Here is a 20,108-nt window from a genome sequence, read left to right on the forward strand (position 1 = left end):
GCCGTTCCGGCAAACCGTTACTTTCTATCCGCAAATCGCCAGGCTTTCAAGGTTGAGGAGGAATAATCTCCTCGACATGGCGATGGCGCATCAAAGGTCGGGATGTCGGTTTCCGTCGCGAATACAATCCGACAAGGGCGTCGCGGCCGGCCCGAGGATCATTCGGAGACGGCGTCCCGCGTCGTGCCGCGATCGCGGAAGAGCCCGCGGAAGGCGCGGCGGATCTGCGCGCGCGCCATGCGGCCGCCGGGGAGATGGCCGCGGAACAGCCGCCCCATGGCGAAGGCCGCCTGATCGTACTCCGCCTCGCAATTCTGGGCCCGCATCCGCGGGAGGGAACCGCCATCGACCAGATAGGCGAAGGCGCGCCGGTCGGCGCCGTAGGCGAGGCACAGCAGGTTGTAGAGGCGCTGGAGGGGCAGGCCGTGATCGTCGGCCAGCATCTCCTCGTCGATCCCCTCGTCGGCCGCGCGGCTCCGGAACAGATGCGTGCTGCCGTCGATCACGCGCCGCGCCTGGGCGGGCGGCAGTTGCAGGAGGACGAGGGCGGCGAACTGGTCGGCCGCATCCTCCTCCCGTCCGAGCAGCGGGACCGCGAGCAGGTCGAACAGGGCGTGCCCGGTCTCGTGAAGGAACACCTGCACGATGGGGCCGACGATGGCGTCCTGCCGGGCGCCCCCCGGCGCATCCGGCGGGGCGCGCTGCCGCAGATCCTGGATGTACTCGTAGCAGACGGTGACGGTCCGGTTCTCGGGCGCGTACCAGGCATTCGCCTCGCCGGCGCAGGCTCCCAGCCGCAGGGTGAGCGAGCGCGGCAGGCGCACGCCGCCGACGATCGCGCGGACCCCTTCGAGAAGGCGGCGCGCCTTCAAGGCCCGATGGATCTCGGATGCCTGTGCATCCCGCGGACGCTCGTAGGCGATGCGGATGCGGCTCTCCCGCGCGCCTTCGGCCCAGCCCGGCGCCGTGCACAGGATCGACGCCAGCACCGCCGCGAGACCCGCCGCCTTCCCCATGGCCCGATCCCGTGTCCCCGCTCGTCAGTGTAGGTCCACGGCGGGCCGCCGCTTGATCAAACGAGACCGCCCCGGGCCGCGGCGCGCGACGAATTCCGAGCGTGCTCGCGCCCGGAGAGCGCCGATGTTTGACGCAGATCAAAATTGTCCGATGCCAAACTTGGTAGTTCTTCACCAACGAAACCGAGGGAGGCGACGATGGATGCTGCTTATCGTCACCAGCAAACCCATCAGGCGAGAGGCCGTGCGGATCCGGCTGCCGGGCTCCTGTCGGCCGCCAATCCCATGACCAATGCCATGAGCGCCATTCCCCCGGGTGCCAAGGCGCTCGAACCGTCGCTGCGTCTCGCGGCCGAGATCCTGAGCTTCACCGGCCGGCGCCTGCTCGCGCAATCCGAGCACATGCTCGCTGCCAGCAAGTGCAGCTCGCTTCCCGAGCTGCACCGTCTCAACTCCCTCTACATGGCACAGTTGTTTTCCGATTATCAGTCGGGGATCTCCGAGATCACCAACAGAATATCCGACGCGAGCACGCCGCCGGCGCCCAAGGCCTCGACCTGATGCCTTCGACCTGATGCCTTCGGCCTGACCCGGCCGGTCGCAGCGCGCCGCCTCATCGCCGGTGATCCCATGGGTTGCGGCGCGGCCGCCCCCCGTTCCGTCCGGAGCGCAGCCCTGCACGACGCCGCATGGAGGCAGCGGAATGGCCTGCTCTGGTTTTCACGGGCGAGCATCCGCCTCGGGCGCGATGATCCGCCGCGACCGGATGGGAGATTGCCGGCACGCGAACCCGGTCGACTTCGTCCACATCCAGGCCGCTCAGGGGATCTGCGAGGCGCTCGCCGCGCTGGGCATCGATCCCGCCCCCCTCCTTGAGGAGACCGGGATCGGCGCGCCGCACCTCGACCCGACGGGCGCCATCAGCTTTTCCGCCCTCGGCCGCCTGACGGCGCTCGCCGCCATCCGCAGCGGCCGTCCCGATTTCGGGCTTCTCGCCGGCCAGCGCACCACGCTGGCATCGCTCGGCCTGCTCGGCGTGCTGATGCGGAATTCCGCGACCGTCGGCGATGCCCTGCTGGCGCTGGAGGCGCATCAGGGCCTGCTCAACCGCGGCGCGGTGATCGGCATCGCGGCGAACGGCGCCCTCGCCATCGTCAGCTACGCGCCCTACGAGCCCGGCGCCGAGGGGGTGGCGCTCCATTGCGAGCGCGCGCTCGCGGCGATCATGAGCGTGCTGCGGTCCCTGTGCGGCGGTGATTGCGCCCCCGAGGAGGTGCTGCTGGCGCGGCGCGCGCCCTCGGACACCGCGCCCTATACCGGCTTCTTCCGCGCGCCCGTCCGGTTCGAGCAGGAGATCGCGGCCCTGGTCTTCCCGAAGGCGCTCCTGCAATGCCCGATCGCGGATGGGAACCCGCTGCTGCGCCGGATCGTGGAGCGGCGTATCGGCCGGCTCGAATCGGAGATCCCCTCCGACGTCACCGACGCGCTGCGCCGGCGCCTGCGCGCCACCCTGACCCACAAGCAGCTCAGCGCGCAGCAGGTGGCGCAGACGATGGCGATCCACCGCCGCACCTTGAGCCGCCGCCTGAGGGCCGAGGGCACGAGCTTCCGGTCGGTGGCGACCGAGACCCGCCTCGGCGTCGCCAAGCAATTGCTGGCGGATACCGACCTGAGCCTCGCGCAGATCTCCGCGACGCTCGAATTCTCGGAGCCGGCCGCCTTCACCCACGCGTTCCGGCGCTGGACCGGGACGACGCCGAGCGCGTGGCGGCGGGAGAACCGGGCCTGAGCCTTGGCCCGGCCGGCGGCCGCCCCGTAACCGGAACGGCCCGCGGCGCCGACGCCGCGGGTCGTGTCGGTCGAGGCCGGGTTCAGCGCGTGCCGGCGAGAGCCCGGACCGCGGCGGGCGCCGCGACGAGGCCGGCGCGGGCGCCCCGGTTCTCCAGCACCGCGCGGGCGCTGTCGACGAGGACGAGCCAGGCTCCCGCCAGGAGCGCCACATCCTTGAGCACGAGCCGGCCGGCGCCCGAGAGATACGGGAAGCCGTGCTGCGCGTCGCCGAGCGCCGGGACCCAGGCCTCCGGGGTCGTCGCCAGGAAGGAGAGCGTGACGATCGGCGTGAGGAAGGCGAGCGTGGCGCCCGCGAGCCCGAGGCGGCGCGAGACGAGGCCGAGGAGGGTCAATCCGCCGATCAGCAGTTCCACCACGCCGAGCCCGTTCGAGAAGCGGTAGGTGCCGTTGGCCTCCTGCCACGCGCGCTCGTCCGGCTTCAGCTCGCCCTCGCGGGTCATGTGGGCCTTGTAGGCGTCGGGATGGGCGTAGAACATCCGCATCACCGGGTTGTTGGCCACGAAGGGCGTGATGCTGTCGGCCTCGTAGGCCGCGAACTTCACGCCGCCGATCCAGAGGAAGATGATCGCGATGGCGATCCGCATCCCGTGCAGGCCGATCCGCTCGGAGCGCGCGCTCGCCACGAGCCCCAGCACGGAGCGAAGGCTGAGATTCGTCATGACCGTGCCCTCCCCTCAGAGCGACGCCGAGGCGTCGTAGGCGTCGAGCGCCCGCGTCGAGTAGGTGACCGCGGCCCCCGCATTGACGCTGACCGCCACGCCGAGCGCCTCGGCGATCTCCTCCTTGGTCGCGCCGAGCCGGCGTGCCGCGTCCGTGTGCACGGTGATGCAGCCGTCGCAGCGCAGGCTGATCGCCACCGCCACCGCGATGAGCTCGCGGGTCTTGGCGTCGAGACGGCCGGTCTTCTGCCCGGCGCTGCTCAGGGCGCCGTAGCCGCGGACGGTCTCCGGACTCAGCTTGGCGAAGCCGCCGACGCCGTCCAGGAGCTGCTTGCGGTAGGTGTTCCAGTCGAACATGGGCATGGTTCGTGTCTCCGGCGGGGGCCGCGCGACCCCGGTGCCGGCGGCAGCCGGCAGGGTCGCGGCGCGAGGGTCTGAGGGCGGGGGCCGATCAGCAGATCGGGCAGGACCACCACTGGCCGGGGCGCAGCTCGCCGCGCGGCGCGACGGAAGCGGGCTCGGCCGGGGCCGGCGTCGCGGCGGCGGGCGCGAAGCGGACGTAGCCCCGCGACGGGCGGGAGAGGGCGCCGGTCGTCGGAACCGCCTCGGCCTGCGGCGCACCCGCGAACAGGCCGCCCGGGCCCTGGACGGGAACCCGGAAGTCCTGCCCCCAGGCATTGATCGTGCGCGTCACCGGGGCCGGGCCGGCATCCTGGGCCTGGGCCGAGGCGGTAACCCCGGCCAGCGCGGCCAGGGCGATCAGCAACGTGCGGGTCATGATGATCTCCATCGGATCGTTGGCGCTTCGATTGACTTGCGCTGATGGAGATATCTTAGCTTCAGGCTCTATTCTGGATATTATGGCCTGGTTTTATTTATGACATACTGTCGTTTAGGCGGATATACGAAGGTTTGTGGTTGCGGCCCGCTCACGGGCGAGCCGGATGGGCGGCAAGCCTCAGCGGCCGAGGGACTCGTCCAGGCAGCGGATGAGGTCGTCCGCCATGATCGGCTTGCGCAGCAGGTCGACGGCGCCGCCGGCCAGGGCGCGCCTGCGGATGGTCTCGTCGGTGAGCGCGGTCATCATGACGACCGGCAGAGCCGGATGCCGGGAGCGCAGGATGTGCTGCAGGTCGAGCCCGCTGAGGCCGGGCATGTTCACGTCCGTCAGCAGGCAGGCGACCTCGGCCTGGCCGTCGTACTCAGACCAACGTTCGGGGTCCCGCGGGGAAACCCGCCGCGGGGAAACCCGCCGCCGCGGTCAGCCCTGCGCGCGGGCCTTCAGCAGCTCGGCCTTGCGGACGAGGTCGGCGACCGATCCGGCCTTCATCTTGCGCATGACGTTGCCGCGATGGATCTTCACCGTGATCTCGGACAATCCGAGATCGTAGGCGATCTGCTTGTTGAGCAGGCCCTTGACCACGGCGGCCATGATCTCCGTCTCGCGCGGGGTCAGGGTCGCGGCGAGTTCGGCCACCTCGTCGGCAGCGGCCCCGGCGCGGCGGCGCGCCGCATCCCGCTCGATCGCGGCCGCGACCGCGTCCAGCATGTCCTGGTCGTTGAAGGGCTTCGTCAGGAAGTCCAGCGCGCCCGCCTTCATGGCCCGCACGCTCATCGGCACGTCGCCGTAGCCGGTCATGAAGATCACCGGCATCCGGTTGCCCATCGCGGCGAGCTTGGCCTGGAGGTCGAGGCCGCTCAGCCCGGGCAGGCGCACGTCGAGGACGAGGCAGCCCGGCCGGTCCGGCAGCGTCGCGGCGAGCAGCTCGGCGGTGCTGGCGAAGGCCCGGGTCTCGAGGCCCACGGAGGCGAGGAGGTCCCCCAGCCCGTCGCGCACGCCCGCGTCGTCCTCGACGATCAGCACCAGGGGCGCGGTGCCCGCGGCCGTCTCGGCCGGCTTGCGGGACGCACCCGGCGGCCGACGGTCGCTCGCTGCCGTTGCCATCCGCCCCGCCTCCCGCTCGATCCGACAGGCCATGCCCTCGAAGCATATCGGCGCTGTTTCGCCGACCTAACACGCGGCTTTGTCTCGAACAATCAGCCAAGCTAAGCACGGGCGCGGCGCGGAGCCCGGGATCCATCAATCCACGGCGAAGCGGCGGCCGGGAAAGACGCGGGACGGAGAGAATGCGGGCGATGACGGGGATTGTCGTGCGATCCGCCGGCGGGGCGCCGGGGGCCTCCGGGCGCAGGGACGGGGCGCGGGCGCGGGCGCCCGGGCAGACCACCGCGCGCGTGCTCCTGGCGAGCCTGATCGGCACGGCGGTCGAGTTCTACGACTTCTACATCTACGCCACGGCGGCGAGCCTCGTCTTCGGCCCGCTGTTCTTCCCCGCCTCGCTGCCCTCCGCCGAACTGATCGGCGCCTATGCGAGCTTCGGCATCGCCTTCATGGCCCGGCCTCTGGGCGGCGCAGTGTTCGGCCATTTCGGCGACCGGGTCGGCCGCAAGACGACGCTGGTCGCCTCGCTCCTGCTGATGGGCGCCTCGACCGCCGCCATCGGCTTCCTCCCCACCTTCGCGGTCGCCGGATGGCTCGCGCCGCTGCTCCTCTGCCTGCTGCGCTTCGGGCAGGGCCTCGCGCTCGGCGGCGAATGGACCGGGGCGGCGCTGCTCGCTCTCGAGAACGCGCCGGCCGGCTGGCGGGCGCGCTTCGCCATGTTCGCGCCGCTCGGCGCGCCGGTCGGCTTCATCCTGGCGAACGGCCTGTTCCTGCTCCTCACCGTCCTCCTCACCCCCGAGCAGTTCAAGGAGTGGGGCTGGCGCGTGCCGTTCCTGGCGAGCGCGCCCCTGGTCTGGATCGGGCTCTGGATCCGGCTCAACCTCGTCGAGACCGAAGAATTCGCCGCGGCGCTGGCCGAGGCGCAGCCGCCGCGCGTGCCGCTCATCGAACTCCTGCGGACCCATGCCGGCCAGGTGCTCGCCGGCACGTTCGGCGTGGTGGCGTGCTTCTCGCTCTACTACACAGCGACGGCCTTCGCCCTCGGCTACGGCACCTCGATCCTGGGCTATCCGCGCGCCGCCTTCCTCCTGATCGAACTCGGCGCCATCCTGTTCATGGCCGCCGCCATCGTGGCAGCGAGCTGGCTCTCCGACCGGCTCGATCCAGAGCGGATCCTCATCGTCGGCTGCGTCGGGACCATCCTCTCCGGCATCCTGCTCGCGCCGATGCTGGGGAGCGGGTCGCTGTTCGTGATCTTCCTGTTCCTCGCCTTCGCGCTCACGGTGATGGGCTTCGTCAACGGCCCCCTCGGCGCGTGGCTGCCAAGCCTGTTCCCGGCCCGGGTGCGCTACACGGGCACCTCCGTCGCCTTCAACATCGGCGGCATCCTGGGCGGCGCCTTCTCGCCGATGATCGCGCAGGCGCTGGCCGAGCGCAGCGGATTGCCGGCCGTCGGCTTCTACCTCGCGATCACGGGCGGGATCAGCCTCATCGCCTTCGACGTCAGCGCCCGCCGGCGCGCCCTCGGTGCGCTGGTGCAGAGCGAGCGGCGCTACCGCTCGCTGTTCGAGCAGACCCACGTCTCCCTCTGCGAGGTGGACCTCTCGCCCCTGCGCGAGATCCTCGCGGAGGGGACCGGCCGGCCGGACCTCCTGCCCGCCGCGGCGGCCCGGATCCGGCTCGTCGACGTCAACGACGCGACCGTCCGGCTCCTCGGTGGCACCGCGCGGGATCAGGTGCTCGGGCCCCTCGGCCGCTTCCTGCCGGACCGCGACGCGATCCTCCGGCCGATCATCGAGAGGATCCGGGCGGGCGGGGGCCGGTTCGAGACGCAGGTCCCGCTCACCACGCTCGGTGGGCAGTCCGTCACGGTGATCCTCGTCGCGGCCCTGCCGGAGGACGCGGCGGCCTTCGACCGGGTGGCGGTGGCGATGGTCGACGTCACCGCGCGCGAGCAGGCCAAGGAGGCGCTGCTCGCCGCGCAGGAGGAGCTCGCCCGCGCCGGACGCGTCTCGACGGTGGGGGCGGTCTCGGCCTCGATCGCCCACGAGGTGAACCAGCCGATCGGCGCCATGGTGATGAGCGCCCAGGCCTGCATGCGCTGGCTCCGGCGCGACCCGCCGAACATCGAGGCCGCCGCCACCGCCGCCGAGCGCGCGGTCCGGGACGGCCTGCGCGCGAGCCAGATCGTCCAGCGGACGCGCGAGCAGCTCCGGCAGCAGCGCCGGCACCCGGAGCGGGTGGATCTGCGCCACGCGGTCCAGGACGCCGTGGCCCTGCTCGACCGCGACCTGCTCCTCGCCGCGACCGCCGTCCAGCTGGATTTCGCGGCCGATCCGGCGCCGGTGATGGTCGACCGGGTCGAGATGCAGCAGGTGGTGGTCAACCTCGTGACGAACGCCGTGCACGCCATGGCCGGCCGGCCCGAGGCGGAGCGCCGGCTGTGGATCGGTCTCGACACGAGCGAGCCCGGCATGGTCCGGCTCGCGGTGCGCGACCACGGCAGCGGCATCGACCCGGAGCACCTCCCGAAGCTGTTCGACCCGTTCTTCACCACCAAGCGGGAGGGCATGGGAATCGGGCTCGCCATCTGCCGGACGATCGTCGAGGCGCATGGCGGGGCGCTGCGCGGGCGCAACCACGAGGCGGGCGGCGCCCTCTTCGAGGTCGAGCTGCCGGCGGCGGAGCCGCTAGCCGCGGAGCGGATGCCGGATCCGACCCCGGCCTGAAGCGGGCGGCGGCGATCGCCTCAGGCCGCCGCCGTGCTCCCGTAGCGGGCGGCCGGCCGCTTGTGGGAGAGGTTCGGGGCAAGGCGCAGGCGCGCCGCCTCGAAGGCCTGCCAGTCCGCCGCCTCCGGCAGCGAGGGGATCGTGACGAGTTCCCCCGCATCCAGCCCCGCCAGGGCCGCCCGCACGAGGTCGTCCGCCTCCATGATCATCGCCGCGGGGATCCCCGACAGGTCGGCGCCCGCGCGCTCGAAGATCTCCGTCCGGGTGATGCCGGGCAGCACCGCCTGGAACCGCACGCCCTTGCCGCCGACCTCGCTCGCCAGGGCCTGCGTGAGCGCCAGGACGTAGGCCTTGGTCGCCACGTAGGGCGCGTTGAAGCGCTCGGGCACCAGCGCCACCACCGAGCCGAGATTCACGATCGTGCCGCCGCCCCGCGCCGCGAAGGCCTCGGCCGCCGCAAGGGTGAGGTGCTGGAGCGCCACGACGTTGAGGGCGACCATGGCGTCGTAGCGCTCCGGCGCGCCGCCGAGTGCCGGGCCGGACGGGCCGAGCCCCGCCGCGTTGACGAGGAGCCGGATGGCCGCGTCCGCGGCGAGCCGCCGGCTCACGGCGTCGCGATCCGCCCCCAGGGTGAGGTCCGCCGGGAGGATCTCGACGCGGATGCCGGTCTCGCCCGAGAGCCGGGCCGCCGCATCCGCGAGGCGCGCGCGGTCGCGCGCCACCAGGATCAGGTCGTGCCCCCGGCGGGCGAGCGCGGCCGCGTAGGCGGCGCCGATGCCGGAGGAGGCACCCGTGACGAGGGCGGTGCCGTGCGGGGATGAGGTCATGACGGGCTCCGTTCCGATCGGAAATCGGCTTCGCTCAGGCGCCGGACAGCTTGGTGTTGGCGATCGGCAGGGCCCGCACGCGCTGGCCGGTGAGGGCCGCGACGGCGTTCGCCACGGCCGGGGGCACGCCGGGCAGGCCGGGCTCGCCCACCCCGCCCATCGGCGCCCCGCTCTCGACGATCCGCACGTGAACCGCCGGCATGTGCTCGCGGCGCAGGATCGGATAGGCGTCGAAGTTGCGCGCCTGCCGGACGCCGTCCTGGTAGACCACCTGCTCGAACAGGGCGGAGGACAGGCCGAGGGCGGCAGCCGATTCCACCTGCGCCTTGACGATGGCCGGGTTAACCACGCTGCCCGGATCGAAGGCGATCCAGAGATTGTGGACCCGCGCCTCGCCCTCCGCGACCGAGACCTCCGCGATGGTCGCGGTCTCCGAGCCGAAGGGCGAGGCCATGGCGACGCCGCGGGCGCGCCGGCCCCCTTCCGCCGCGTAGGGTCCCGGCTTCCAGCCCCCCGCGAGATCGGCCACCGCCTCCAAGAGCCGGCGATGGCGCGGCTGGTCCTTCAGCAGGGCCATCCGCAGGGCGAAGGGGTCGTGGCCGCCCGCCTGCGCGATCTCGTCGAGGAAGCCCTCGTAGAAGAAGTCGTTCATCGAGTGGCCGACCGAGCGCCAGAAGGCGATGTTCACCGGATGCGCGAGCTTGGTGAAGGTCATGCGCCGGTTCGGGATCGCGTAGGGCTTGGCGATGATGCCCTCGACCGCCGAGGAATCGACCGGGCTCTTGAACAGCGCACCGAACCAGCGGCCGATGGGGCCCTCGCCCACGGTGCGCACGGTGATCGCGGTCGGCTGCCCGTTCGCGTCGAGGGCGGCGCGGAAGCGGCTGGCGGAGAGCGGACGCAGGGCGTCGTTGAGGAACTCCTCCTCGCGCGACCACAGCACCTTGACGGGCCGGCCGGTCGCCTTGGCGAGGCGGATCGCCTGCGGATAGGGGTTGCCGGGTCCGTAGGCGAAGTGGCGGCCGAAGAAGCCGCCGAGCATCGGCGAGTGGATCCGCACGCGGTCGGGCGTCAGTCCGGCGGCCTGCGCGGAGAGCGCCTGGAACAGCTCCGGCATCTGGTTCGGGGTCCAGACGTCGAGGGTGCCGTCCGGGTTGAAGCGGGCGATGGCGGAGGGCGGCTCCAGCTGCGCATGGGCGAGATAGGGGGCGTGATACTCCGCCTCAATCACCCGGGCCGCCTGCGCGAAGGCCCCGGCCGGGTCGCCCTCCGCCTCCGCCACATGGGCCTCCCCTCCATGGGCCTCCCCCCCATGGGCCTCGGCCATCTCGGCCTTGAGGGCGGCGAGCATGCCCTCCGACGAGAAATCGGCCGCCACCGTGTCGAGGCCGCGGGGCTTGGGCGCGCTCCAGCGGACGCTCAGCGCCTCCACCGCCTTGCGGGCGCGCCACCAGCTGTCGGCCGCCACCGCGACGGCGCCGGGCAGGCGATGGACGGAATGCACGCCCGGCATCGCCCGCACCGCCGCCTCGTTCTCGAGGCCCTCCGGCTCCGTCCCGAAATGCGGCGCATGCTGCACGGCGGCGTAGAGCATGCCCTCGACCTTCTGGTCGATGGCGTAGACGACCCGCCCGGTCGACTTGTCGCGCACGTCGAGCCGCGCCACGGGCTGGCGGATGTAGCGGAAGGTCTTCGGATCGCGCAGCGCCGCGCTCTCGTTGGGCTTGAGCGCCAGGGCGTCGGCCGCGAGGTCGCCGTAGGGAATCGTGCGGCCGGAAGCGGCGTGCGCCACGCTTCCGTCGCGCGTGGTCAGCTCGGCCTCGCGCACCTTGAGGCGTGCGGCGGCGGCGCGGATCAGCATGTCGCGGGCGGTGGCGCCGAGCTGGCGCATCACCGCGTAGCTGGAGCGGGTGGAGAAGCTGCCCCCGGTCATGCGCAGGCCGTTCACCACGGCGTAATCGGGGCCCGGCGGCGCGCATTCGACCACGAAGCGGGCCGGGTTCACGTCGAGTTCCTCGCCGACGATCTGCGCCATGCCGGTGGCGATGCCCTGGCCGCCCTCGACGAAGGGGCTGAGCAGCCGCACGGTGCCGTCGCGGCGGATCTCCAGGAAGGCCGGCACCCGGGTGCCGGGCTTGGGCGCCACGGCGCCCGCTCCCTCGGCGGGTCCCTGCGCCTCGGCGCGCGGGCCGCGGATCGGCAGCGCCACGCCGAGCACCAGGGCGCCGGCGGCGGTGCCGAGGAAGCGCCGCCGCGAGAGGTTGGTGACGCCCGCGGGCGCCACGGCCGGGATCGGGGCGGCCGGAGAGGCGAGGTCGGAGCGCAGATGGTCCATCATGCCCGTCTCCCTCAGGCCGCCGCCTGCCGCACGGCAGCGGCGATGGCGTTGTAGGTGCCGCAGCGGCACAGGTTGGTCATCGCGGCGGCGATGTCCGCGTCGGTGGGCTTGGGCGTCTCCTTGAGGAGGGCGGTCGCCGCCATGACCTGCCCGGACTGGCAGTAGCCGCATTGCGGCACCTGCCCCGAGACCCAGGCTTCCACGACCTTGCGGCCGACCGGATCCTGCTCCACCGCCTCGATGGTCTCGACCTTGGCCGTCCCGACGCTGTCGATCGGCACCTGGCAGGAGCGCGTCGCCTGACCGTCGAGGAGGACCGTGCAGGCGCCGCACTGGGCGATCCCGCAGCCGTACTTGGTGCCGGTCAGGCCGAGCGTGTCGCGCAGCACCCACAGCAGCGGCGTGTCGGGCTCGACGTCGACGCGATGGTCGTGGCCGTTGATCGTGACCTGGAACATCGGATGCTCTCCAATCGTGCCGTCTGATGCCGCCTGATGACGAACGAAGACTATGACATGAGGCGCCGTTCGATAGTATGATCCGGTTTTTGCAAGATCATACTTTGTCTTCGGGTGCCCATACGAAGGTTTGTATGGCGGACCGTGCGGTCCGCGGTCAGGCGGTCCGGCGGTAGCGCGCGGCCGGCTCGGCACGGGAGAGGTTGGGCAGCATCGCTTGTCGGGCGGCCTCGTAGGCCTGCCACTGGGCGGCGTCGGGCAGGGCCGGGATGGTGACGACCTCGCCCGCGTCGAGGCCGGCGAGCGCCGCATCCACCATGTCGGTGGCGCGCATCACGATCTCGCCCGGCAGGTGCTCGACCGGGGTTCCGGCGATGCCCCAGAAATCGGTCGCGGTGGCGCCGGGCAGCACGGCCTGCACCCGCACGCCCTTCCCGGCCAGCTCGTGATGCAGCGACTGGCTGAAGGCGAGCACGAAGGCCTTGGCGCCGCCGTAGACGCCGTTGAGGATCTCCGGCCCGATCGCCGCGATCGAGGCGATGTTGACGATAGTCCCGCGGCCGCGCGCGGCGAAGGCGGGCGCCGCCGCGTAGGTCAGGCGCATCAGCGCCGTGACGTCGAGGTCGATCATCGCCTCCATGGCGTCGACATCGGCGGCGAGCAGCGGCGCGGTGGCGCCGACGCCGGCATTGTTGACCAGCATCGCGATACTCGCATCCTCCGCGAGCAGCCGCTCCACGGCGCGGAGGTCGGCCGCGTCGGCGAGGTCGGCCGCGACGATCTCGACCGAGCGCCCGGTGCGATCGGCGATGCCGGCGGCGAGGTCGGTGAGCTTGCCGCGGCTGCGGGCGACCAGGATCAGGTCGTGGCCGCGGGCGGCGAGGCGGTCGGCATAGACCGCGCCGATGCCGGAGGAGGCGCCGGTGACGAGGGCGGTGCCGTGGGGGGACAGGGTCATGGGACTGCTCCGCGGGGCGGGTCGGCGGGCTGCCGGTGCGGAGAGGGTTACGCTCCCTGGTTCATGGCTCATATGTCGTATATCCCTCGTTTCGGGACGGGCGACGAGAGGGCGCGATGCGGATCGGATTCGTGATCTTCCCGGGCTTCCAGATGATGAGCCTGGCCGCCGGCTCGGTGTTCGAGTTCGCCAATGTCTGCACCGGCAGGGCCGTGTACGACCTCGCGACCGTGTCCGAGCGGGGCGGCGCGGTGCCGAGTTCGACCGGCCCGGAGGTGAGCAGCCGGCCGATGGCCGGGGAGAGCTTCGACACGGTGCTGGTCGGGGGCGGGATCGACGTGCCGCAGCCGAGCGCGGGGCTGACGGCCTGGGTCGCGACCCGCCTGCCCGCGGTGCGCCGGCTCGGGGCGATCTGCACGGGCGCCTTCGTCCTCGCCGAGGCCGGCCAGCTCGACGGGCGGCGGGCGACGACGCACTGGGCCGTCGCGCGCGCCCTCCAGGGCCGCTTCCCGCGGGTGCAGGTGGAGGAGGACCGCATCTTCATCGTCGACGGCCCGGTCTGGACCTCGGCCGGGATGACGGCGGGCGTCGACCTCGCGCTGGCGATGGTGGAGAAGGATCTGGGCGGAGAAGTCGCGCGGTCGGTGGCGCGCAAGCTGGTGATGTATCACCGCCGGGCGGGCGGCCAGACCCAGCATTCCGAGCTGCTCGAACTCGCCCCCAAGTCGGACCGCATCCAGGCGGCCCTGAGCTTCGCCCGCCAGAACCTGCGGCGCCCCCTGTCGGTGGAGGAACTCGCCGCGGCGGCGGCGCTGAGCCCGCGCCAGTTCAGCCGCGCCTTCCGCGCCGAGACCGGCCAATCCCCCGCCAGGGCGGTGGAGCAGCTGCGCGTGGAGGCGGCGCGGCTGATGCTGGAGCAGACCCGCCACCCCGTCGAGATCGTGGCGCGGGAGACGGGCTTCTCCGACCCGGAGCGGATGCGCCGGGCCTTCCTGCGGGCCTTCGGCCAGCCGCCGCAGGGGCTGCGCCGGGCCGCCCGCCCGCTGGCCGCACCGGCCTGATCCTCAGCCGGGCCCGTCGCGGTCTCCGCGCCGCCACACTCCCGGGTGAGTCCTGCTCGGGCGATTCTTGCCCGCGCGAGTCTTGGCGGTGACTCCTGGCACCGCGGCGCATCCCGCGCCGTGCCATCACCGCCCTGACGGGCTTCCCCCATCCCGGAACGGCCATGCCTCAGCCTCGATCGTTGCCCCTGCGTCTTCTCCTCGGCCTCGCCGACATCACGGTCGCCGCCTTCGTCATCGGCGCGGAACTGGCGCGCCCGCTCTACCGCCCTCTCTACGAGGCGCTCTCGCGGCTCGCCCTGGTGCGGCGCCTGGAAGCGGGAATCGCCCGCCTGCCGCGCTTCGCGATCCTGGCCCTCCTCGCCGTGCCCTTCCTCGGCGTCGAGCCCCTGAAGGTCCTCGGCGTGATCTGGATGGCCGAGGGGCATCTGTGGCGCGGGCTGGCGCTTCTCGGCGGCGCCTATCTGGTGAGCTTCGTGCTGGTGGAGCGCATCTATCACGCCGGGCGCGACAAGCTCCTCACTATCCGGTGGCTCGCCGTCGCGATCGGCTTCTCCGTCCGGATCCGCGAGGCGCTGCTGGCTTACGCCCGCGCCACGCGCGCGTGGCAGACCGCCGTGGCGGTGGCTGGCCGGGCTCGCGCCCTTGTGCGGCGGCTGATCGCGCGCGCCGCCTGAGCGCGCCATGGCCCCGATCCGGTCGGTCCGTTCGGAATGACGGAATCGGGCTCCGCTCCAGCGGGCGCAGAGCCGTGCTCCGCGCCGCGCCTCATACGGTTTCCGGATGATCGCTTCGCGATGCGGAAACCGGCCTCGCTCAGGCGCCGCGCGGGCTCGTGATACGGTTTCCGAAAGTGATCGTCCGGAAACCGTATCAATCCTCCGGCTCGGTGCAGGATTTCAGGAAGGTGGCGCGGTCCTCGCCCCTCAGCCGCTTGCCGTCCGCCTCGGTCCGGCATTGCGCGAGCACGGCGGGATCGACGCCCGGCATCGCTTCCTCGGCGGCGGCCGGCCGGGCCGGCTCGGGGGATGGCTTGGTGACCGCCGGCCGCGGCGGATCCTTCGCGGCGGCGGGAAGCGATAGGCTTGCCAGGAGCGCGGTGGCTCCTGCCAGGAGAGCGTGTTTCATCGCCCGGCTCCGAACTGCTTGGCCGGCACTCGTCGGCTCTCTTCGTGGCGAAGGTTCGGCGCCCGCCGGTTACGGCCTCGCGATCCAGGCGATCTCGGATGCCGGCATCGTGCTCGCCTGTGCGGTGTTCCCTTGCGCCGTGCCTGCTGGCGCCGTGCTGCCTGGCGCCCGCGTCCTCGCCCGGCCGTCGCCCGCGGGCGTCGGCGGCGTGACCGCCATGAGCAGCACGCAGAACAGGCCGACGGCGGTGACGCCGAGAACGCCGCCGACGAGGTTGGCCCATCGCTCCAGCCGGGTGATGACGAACAGGCCGGCCGCGAAGACGGCGGTGACGATCAGCGGGAGCAGCGGAGACGACACCAGGCGAGACCTCCGAAAGCGAGAGGGAGCGTGGAAACGCCTCCGCCGGCTCGGGGATCCCGCCGGGCGACGATCTGACCTTATTCCGCCGCGAGGGCCGGGGCGTGGTCGCCCCCGGCGGCTTCCCGCGCGGCCCGCCGCTCCGCCGCCCGCTGGCTCCGGAACTGGCCGAGGCCGAGCGTCCGGGCGAGGTCGGAGCGCCGCTGCGCGTAGGTCTCGGCCACCATCGGATAGGTCGCGGGCAGCCCCCACTTCTCGCGGTACTGCTCCGGGATGAGCCCGCGGGCGGTGAGGTGCCGCTTGAGCGACTTGTAGGGCTTGCCGTCCTCCAGGCTGATGATGGCGTCCGGCGTCACCGTCTTGCGGATCGCGACCGGCGGCACGGGAAGGGCAGCCTCGGCGGGCGGCGGCACGGTGAGCCGCTCCAGCGCGGCATGCACGTTCCGCACGAGATCCGGCAGGTCCGCCACCGGCAATGCGTTGCTTTTCACGTAAGCCGATACGATGCCGGTGGTCAGATCGATCAGGGATCCGTCGCAGGATCGCGAAGGAGCGTCGCTTCTCGTATTCATTTCTGAGACCCCGCTTGCTCGTTGATTGTTTGCTCGGTGAATATCTCGACGTCAATGCTTGGGCGATCGAAACCGCGGCGACCATATCGATCGATCTAGTGATTTAGTCCGATCGATATAGATCGATTGTTCTTCTGGCGGTGGCCGCGGACAGTGCGCCCGGCGGCGCGCCGAGCCCGTGAAGCCAGGGGGCTTCGCGTCTCATACGGTTTCCGGATGATCGCTTCGCGATGCGGAAACCGGCCTCGCTCAGGCGCCGCGCGGGCTCGTGATACGGTTTCCGAAAGTGATCTTCCGGAAACCGTATCACCCCCCCTGCCGGCATGGCCGCCGCGATCCGGCATCGACACCGCTGCCGATGGGGCTCCTGCGCCCCCGCGGGCGCGGTGCCCGCGATCGGGGCGACGGCGTCCGGTGCAGGACGGTGCGGCCGCGCTCGGCCCGAAACAGCACCCGGCGCGACGTCCGGATCACCCGCTTGCCGGCGGCTGCGCCGGGCCGCGCGCCCCGTCCCCCAGCAGCCCGGCGAGGGCCGAGCCGAGCCGGGCATAGCCCGCCTCCGAGACGTGCAGGCGGTCCGCCAGCAGGGCACGGGCCGCTCCCGCCTCCCCGCCGAGCAGCCCGGCCGCATCGAGGAGACGGCCCTCGCGGGCGAGCCCGGCAATGCCGTGATTGACCGCGTTTCGGTCGGCGACCGGGCGCCCGGGGAGCGGCGCGCGCCAGGGCAGCGTCGCCATCACCAGCGTGGCGCCCGGCCAGAGGCCGTGCAGTTCCTCCGCGAGCGCCGCGAGCCCCGCGAGGATCGCCGCCACCGGATCGCCGTCGCCGAGATTGTTGGTGCCGACCCACAGCAGGGCCGCCCGCGGATGCAGGGCTGCGAGATCGACGCGGCGCAGGCGCCAGCGCGTGGTCTCGATGCGGTCGCCCGGCAGGCCGAAATTGAAGCTCGCCGCGGGGAGCCGCGCCGCGGGCCAGCCGGCCGCGAGGGAATCCCCGAGGAGGACGAGATCCGCGGCCGGCGGCAGGCTCGCGGCGAGCCGGGCGTGCCGGCGCAGCCCCGAGGGCTTGGCGGGCGGCGCGAGGCCGAGCGGATCGGTCACGGTGCCCCCGGCCGGCGCAATCCCAAGCTCTCGAGCACGAGGCGCCCGATCAGCGGCGTGTAATGCAGGTTGTCGAGCCAGAACGGCGTCGATCCGGCCTCGGGATCGAACGGATAGCGGGCGCCGAGTTCGGTCAGGTCGCGGACGCTCACCCCGTGCCGGGCGCCGACCGCGATCACCGCCGCCCGCCAGCGCTCGAAATCCTCGCGCAGCCCGAGATCGGCGAGAACCCGGCGCTGGGCGTCGTTCACCGGCGACAGGTAGGCGTCGATGCGCCGGCCCGCGAGCCGGTCGAGGACGCGGTCGAGGCTCTCCAGGGTCTCGGGCCGGAACGGGGCGGTGCTGCGGCGGCGCGCGGCGTCGTTCTCGCGCGTCAGGGCGGGGGGCAGCGGCGGCGTGACCCGGAACCCGTCCCGGGTCCAGTGGCCCGGATCCTCCGCGCCCGCCACGGCGTCGAGGCGGCTGTCCATCAGGGCGTAGCGGCCGAGCACGCTGCCCATCAGGGTGGTCAGCCGCCCGGTCGCGCTCGCGAGGGCGGGATCGAGATGCACCGGCACGCTCGGCCGCGAGAACATGTAGTAGTCGAGCCCGATCACCACCCGGGCGACGCCGCGGCGCGAGGCCACCACGCTCGCCACGAGCGGCAGTTCCTCGGCGATGATCGCCGAGATGCCGGCATTGAAGATCGGGCCGGGCGCATCCTCGACGTCGCGCGGATCGAGCCCGTGATAGACCGTCGAGCTGCCGATCAGCGCGGTGGCGTAGGGCCGGGTGAGGGCCTGGAGCACCTTGGCGCGCCGGGTCTGGCGGTCGAGGAGGCGGCTCGCCCCGCCCGTCGCCGCGCGCCAGGGTGGATCCTCCCGGAAGACCCAGTAGGCATCGAACCACACCACCCGCGCGGCGACGAGGGCGAGGAGCCCCGCGACGGTCAGCCCCGCCAGGGCGAGGAAGCGCCGGGCCGGCTCAGAACTGCGCATAGATGAAGGCCTGGTTGGCGTCGTTGCCGACTTGGAGCAGGAGCGCGGCGAGCAGGAGGGCGGTGGCCGCGGCGAGCGGGCCCGAGAGCCGCAGCCGCGCCGTGAGGTCGTGGGCCGTCGGCCCGGCCAGGGCGAGCGCGCCGGCGAGCGCCGCGAGGGGCCAGAAGTCCGGTGCCGCGCCGGCCGTCCCGCCGCCGAGGCCGAGGAGGCCGCGATAGACCGCGAGCGCCGTCGCGAAATCCGGCGCCCGGAACGGCACCCAGGCGAGGACCACGAAGGCGAAGGTGGCGACCCAGCCGGCCAGCGGCGGCAGGGCGAGGCCGGCGCGCCGCCACAGCACGTGGAGGCCGAGGGCGATCCCGTGCGCCGCCCCCCAGGCCACGAAGGTGAGCCCCGCCCCGTGCCAGAGGCCGCCCAGCGTCATGGTGGCGAGGAGCGCCCCGAGCTGGCGCGCCAGCCCGTGCCGGCTCCCGCCGAAGGGGATGTAGAGATAGTCGCGCAGGAAGACCGACAGGGTGATGTGCCAGCGCCGCCAGAAATCCTGGATCGACACCGCCCGGTAGGGCGCGCGGAAGTTTTCCGGCAGCCGGATGCCGAGCATCAGGGCGAGGCCGAGCGCCATGTCGGTGTAGCCCGAGAAGTCGAAATAGAGCTGGAAGGCGTAGCCGAGCACGGCCTGCGCGGCCGCCTCGGGCGCGAGTCCGGCTCCGGCCCCGGCCCAGAGCGGATCGATGGCGGCGGCGAGCCCGTCGCCGAGCACCACCTTCTTGGCCAGCCCCGCCGCGAACAGCAGGAGCCCGCGCGCGGCGAGATCGGCCCAGGGCGGATGCGCCTGCCATTGCGGCTGGATCTCGGCCGCCCGCACCAGCGGCCCGGCGATCACCCGCGGGAAGAAGGCGACGTAGAGGGCATAGTCGGTGAGCGTCATCGGCGGCGCCGTCCCGCGCCGGAGATCGACCAGATAGGCGATGTGCTGGAAGGTGAAGAACGAGATGCCGAGCGGCAGGACGAGGTCGGGCGCCGAGAATCCGGCCCCGGTCGCGGCATCGATCAGCCCGGCGAAGAAGCCCAGATACTTGAACAGCCCGAGGAGCCCGAGATCGAGCGCGAGCATGAGCGCGATCAGCGTGCCGCGCCCCGAGTGCCGGTAGGCCTCCCCCACCCACCAGTTCGCGCCGATCGAGGCGAGGAGCAGCGGCAGGGCGCGCCAGTCCCACCACGCGTAGTAGGCGAGCGAGAGGCCGGCGAGGAGCGGCACCCGCCAGACCGGGCGCCGCGCCACGCAGAGGGCGTGCAGCCCGAGGGCGAGCGGCCCGAACAGCAGCAGGAAGGTGAGCGCGTTGAAGGGCATCGCGGGCCGCTCCGGCATCCGCCGCGCATCTGGCGGTTCCCGGGCGGACCGGTCAACCGGCCCGAGGGAGCAGCACAGGAAGCGTGCGAACCAAGGGGCCATCGCTTCAGCGGCCGCCCGCGAGTGAACCATCCCATTGTCCGCGTGCGGCGTGTCGATTAGCGTCGCGTCCCGCGGATCCGGAGCCGCCGCCGAGCACGCGGACGAGCGGTCTCCCGCCGGGAGGACGAGAGTGATGACGAGCGAGCCCCGCCCGACCGAGGAAGCCGCTCCGCGGCGGCGCGTCGTCGAGTGGAGCGATCCGCGGATCACCGCACGCTCCGCACGCGGCCGCACGGGCCTCGACTTCCTGCGGGCACTGATGACGGACGACGTGCCCAAGCCCCCGATCGTCAGCCTGCTCGGCATGGAGATGGTCTCGGCCGAATCCGGTCAGGTGATCATGCGGATGGGCGCGGGCGAGCACCTCTACAACCCGATCGGCACCGTGCATGGCGGGGCGCTCGCCACGCTCCTCGACAGCGTGATGGGCTGCGCCGTGCATTCCGTGCTGCCGGAGGGGCGCGGCTACACAACCCTCGAGATCAAGGTGAACTACCTGCGGGCGGTCACGGAGGCGTCGGGCGTGGTCACGGCCGTCGGCGAGGTGGTGCATGCCGGACGCCAGCAGGCGGTGGCCGAGGGCCGCGTGACCGACGCGGAGGGCCGCCTCTGCGCGACGGCGAGCACCACCTGCCTGCTGTTCGACCTGCCCGAGACGCCGCGCCTCGTCACGGCCTGA

21 protein-coding genes and 1 pseudogene are annotated in these 20,108 nt (G+C 72.6%); 6 read left to right on the forward strand and 16 right to left on the reverse strand.

What is annotated here, in order from left to right; all coding sequences use genetic code 11:
• Nucleotides 1–158: 158 nt before the first annotated feature.
• The gene (locus ACE101_RS07955) at nucleotides 159–1,016 is read right to left on the reverse strand and encodes a DUF4344 domain-containing metallopeptidase (protein ID WP_379127637.1); all 858 of its coding nucleotides are present in this window, start codon (nucleotides 1,014–1,016) and stop codon (nucleotides 159–161) included.
• Between the two features lie 198 nt (nucleotides 1,017–1,214).
• Between ACE101_RS07955 and ACE101_RS07960 the strand changes: the two genes are divergently transcribed.
• Both ACE101_RS07960 and ACE101_RS07965 read left to right on the forward strand, forming a co-directional pair.
• Complete coding sequence (locus ACE101_RS07960; RefSeq protein WP_379127640.1) at nucleotides 1,215–1,577, forward strand: hypothetical protein; 363 nt, start codon at nucleotides 1,215–1,217, stop codon at nucleotides 1,575–1,577.
• 205 nt (nucleotides 1,578–1,782) lie between these two features.
• Nucleotides 1,783–2,805 carry an AraC family transcriptional regulator gene (locus ACE101_RS07965; RefSeq protein ID WP_379127642.1) on the forward strand — a complete coding sequence of 341 codons (1,023 nt, stop codon included), beginning with the start codon at nucleotides 1,783–1,785 and terminating at the stop codon, nucleotides 2,803–2,805.
• 82 nt (nucleotides 2,806–2,887) lie between these two features.
• On the opposite strand, the gene rclC is transcribed toward ACE101_RS07965, so the two are convergent.
• The 5 genes and pseudogenes from rclC to ACE101_RS07990 all read right to left on the reverse strand — a co-directional run bounded on the left by rclC (nucleotide 2,888) and on the right by ACE101_RS07990 (nucleotide 5,471).
• The gene (rclC, locus tag ACE101_RS07970) at nucleotides 2,888–3,526 is read right to left on the reverse strand and encodes a reactive chlorine resistance membrane protein RclC (protein WP_379127645.1); all 639 of its coding nucleotides are present in this window, start codon (nucleotides 3,524–3,526) and stop codon (nucleotides 2,888–2,890) included.
• Between the two features lie 15 nt (nucleotides 3,527–3,541).
• Nucleotides 3,542–3,889: a carboxymuconolactone decarboxylase family protein gene (locus ACE101_RS07975; RefSeq protein WP_379127647.1), complete on the reverse strand. Its 348-nt coding sequence runs from the start codon at nucleotides 3,887–3,889 to the stop codon at nucleotides 3,542–3,544.
• Between the two features lie 88 nt (nucleotides 3,890–3,977).
• Nucleotides 3,978–4,304, reverse strand: coding sequence for a hypothetical protein (locus ACE101_RS07980; RefSeq protein WP_379127649.1), 327 nt, complete (start codon nucleotides 4,302–4,304; stop codon nucleotides 3,978–3,980).
• Nucleotides 4,305–4,484: 180 nt separating this feature from the next.
• Nucleotides 4,485–4,706, reverse strand: a pseudogene (locus ACE101_RS07985) (response regulator); the annotation flags it as partial.
• Nucleotides 4,707–4,787: 81 nt separating this feature from the next.
• Nucleotides 4,788–5,471: a response regulator transcription factor gene (locus ACE101_RS07990; protein WP_379127652.1), complete on the reverse strand. Its 684-nt coding sequence runs from the start codon at nucleotides 5,469–5,471 to the stop codon at nucleotides 4,788–4,790.
• A 191-nt stretch (nucleotides 5,472–5,662) separates the two neighbouring features.
• Between ACE101_RS07990 and ACE101_RS07995 the strand changes: the two genes are divergently transcribed.
• Nucleotides 5,663–8,197 (forward strand): MFS transporter, encoded by a 2,535-nt coding sequence (locus ACE101_RS07995; RefSeq protein ID WP_379127655.1) that lies wholly within the window; start codon nucleotides 5,663–5,665, stop codon nucleotides 8,195–8,197.
• A gap of 20 nt (nucleotides 8,198–8,217) precedes the next feature.
• Here the strand turns inward: ACE101_RS07995 and ACE101_RS08000 are convergent, their stop codons facing one another.
• From ACE101_RS08000 to ACE101_RS08015, 4 genes are all read right to left on the reverse strand, one after another.
• On the reverse strand, nucleotides 8,218–9,024 hold the full coding sequence (locus ACE101_RS08000; protein ID WP_379127657.1) for an SDR family NAD(P)-dependent oxidoreductase: 807 nt from the start codon (nucleotides 9,022–9,024) through the stop codon (nucleotides 8,218–8,220).
• A 34-nt stretch (nucleotides 9,025–9,058) separates the two neighbouring features.
• Nucleotides 9,059–11,362 (reverse strand): xanthine dehydrogenase family protein molybdopterin-binding subunit, encoded by a 2,304-nt coding sequence (locus tag ACE101_RS08005; RefSeq protein ID WP_379127660.1) that lies wholly within the window; start codon nucleotides 11,360–11,362, stop codon nucleotides 9,059–9,061.
• 11 nt (nucleotides 11,363–11,373) lie between these two features.
• Nucleotides 11,374–11,820, reverse strand: a complete 447-nt coding sequence (locus ACE101_RS08010; RefSeq protein ID WP_379127663.1) for a (2Fe-2S)-binding protein — start codon at nucleotides 11,818–11,820, stop codon at nucleotides 11,374–11,376.
• 157 nt (nucleotides 11,821–11,977) lie between these two features.
• Nucleotides 11,978–12,778 (reverse strand): SDR family NAD(P)-dependent oxidoreductase, encoded by an 801-nt coding sequence (locus ACE101_RS08015; protein WP_379127666.1) that lies wholly within the window; start codon nucleotides 12,776–12,778, stop codon nucleotides 11,978–11,980.
• A gap of 116 nt (nucleotides 12,779–12,894) precedes the next feature.
• On the opposite strand from ACE101_RS08015, the gene ACE101_RS08020 reads away from it, so the two are divergent.
• Complete coding sequence (locus ACE101_RS08020; protein WP_379127669.1) at nucleotides 12,895–13,839, forward strand: GlxA family transcriptional regulator; 945 nt, start codon at nucleotides 12,895–12,897, stop codon at nucleotides 13,837–13,839.
• A 164-nt stretch (nucleotides 13,840–14,003) separates the two neighbouring features.
• Nucleotides 14,004–14,516, forward strand: coding sequence for a hypothetical protein (locus tag ACE101_RS08025; RefSeq protein ID WP_379127672.1), 513 nt, complete (start codon nucleotides 14,004–14,006; stop codon nucleotides 14,514–14,516).
• A 196-nt stretch (nucleotides 14,517–14,712) separates the two neighbouring features.
• On the opposite strand, the gene ACE101_RS08030 is transcribed toward ACE101_RS08025, so the two are convergent.
• The 6 genes from ACE101_RS08030 to ACE101_RS08055 all read right to left on the reverse strand — a co-directional run bounded on the left by ACE101_RS08030 (nucleotide 14,713) and on the right by ACE101_RS08055 (nucleotide 19,327).
• Nucleotides 14,713–14,967 carry a hypothetical protein gene (locus ACE101_RS08030; RefSeq protein WP_379127675.1) on the reverse strand — a complete coding sequence of 85 codons (255 nt, stop codon included), beginning with the start codon at nucleotides 14,965–14,967 and terminating at the stop codon, nucleotides 14,713–14,715.
• 69 nt (nucleotides 14,968–15,036) lie between these two features.
• On the reverse strand, nucleotides 15,037–15,327 hold the full coding sequence (locus tag ACE101_RS08035; protein ID WP_379127678.1) for a hypothetical protein: 291 nt from the start codon (nucleotides 15,325–15,327) through the stop codon (nucleotides 15,037–15,039).
• 80 nt (nucleotides 15,328–15,407) lie between these two features.
• Complete coding sequence (locus tag ACE101_RS08040) at nucleotides 15,408–15,899, reverse strand: Ros/MucR family transcriptional regulator (RefSeq protein ID WP_379127680.1); 492 nt, start codon at nucleotides 15,897–15,899, stop codon at nucleotides 15,408–15,410.
• Nucleotides 15,900–16,369: 470 nt separating this feature from the next.
• Nucleotides 16,370–16,999: a GDSL-type esterase/lipase family protein gene (locus ACE101_RS08045; protein WP_379127683.1), complete on the reverse strand. Its 630-nt coding sequence runs from the start codon at nucleotides 16,997–16,999 to the stop codon at nucleotides 16,370–16,372.
• Nucleotides 16,996–17,976 (reverse strand): hypothetical protein, encoded by a 981-nt coding sequence (locus tag ACE101_RS08050; protein ID WP_379127686.1) that lies wholly within the window; start codon nucleotides 17,974–17,976, stop codon nucleotides 16,996–16,998. Before ACE101_RS08050 ends, ACE101_RS08045 begins: the two co-directional genes overlap by 4 nt.
• Nucleotides 17,963–19,327: an MBOAT family O-acyltransferase gene (locus ACE101_RS08055; protein ID WP_379127689.1), complete on the reverse strand. Its 1,365-nt coding sequence runs from the start codon at nucleotides 19,325–19,327 to the stop codon at nucleotides 17,963–17,965. Before ACE101_RS08055 ends, ACE101_RS08050 begins: the two co-directional genes overlap by 14 nt.
• Nucleotides 19,328–19,562: 235 nt before the next feature.
• Here ACE101_RS08055 and ACE101_RS08060 point away from each other — a divergent pair, with 235 nt between their 5' ends.
• Complete coding sequence (locus tag ACE101_RS08060) at nucleotides 19,563–20,108, forward strand: PaaI family thioesterase (protein WP_379127692.1); 546 nt, start codon at nucleotides 19,563–19,565, stop codon at nucleotides 20,106–20,108.

The organism is Methylobacterium carpenticola, assembly GCF_042748905.1.
In the GTDB taxonomy this organism is placed as follows: Bacteria; Pseudomonadota; Alphaproteobacteria; order Rhizobiales; family Beijerinckiaceae; genus Methylobacterium; species Methylobacterium carpenticola.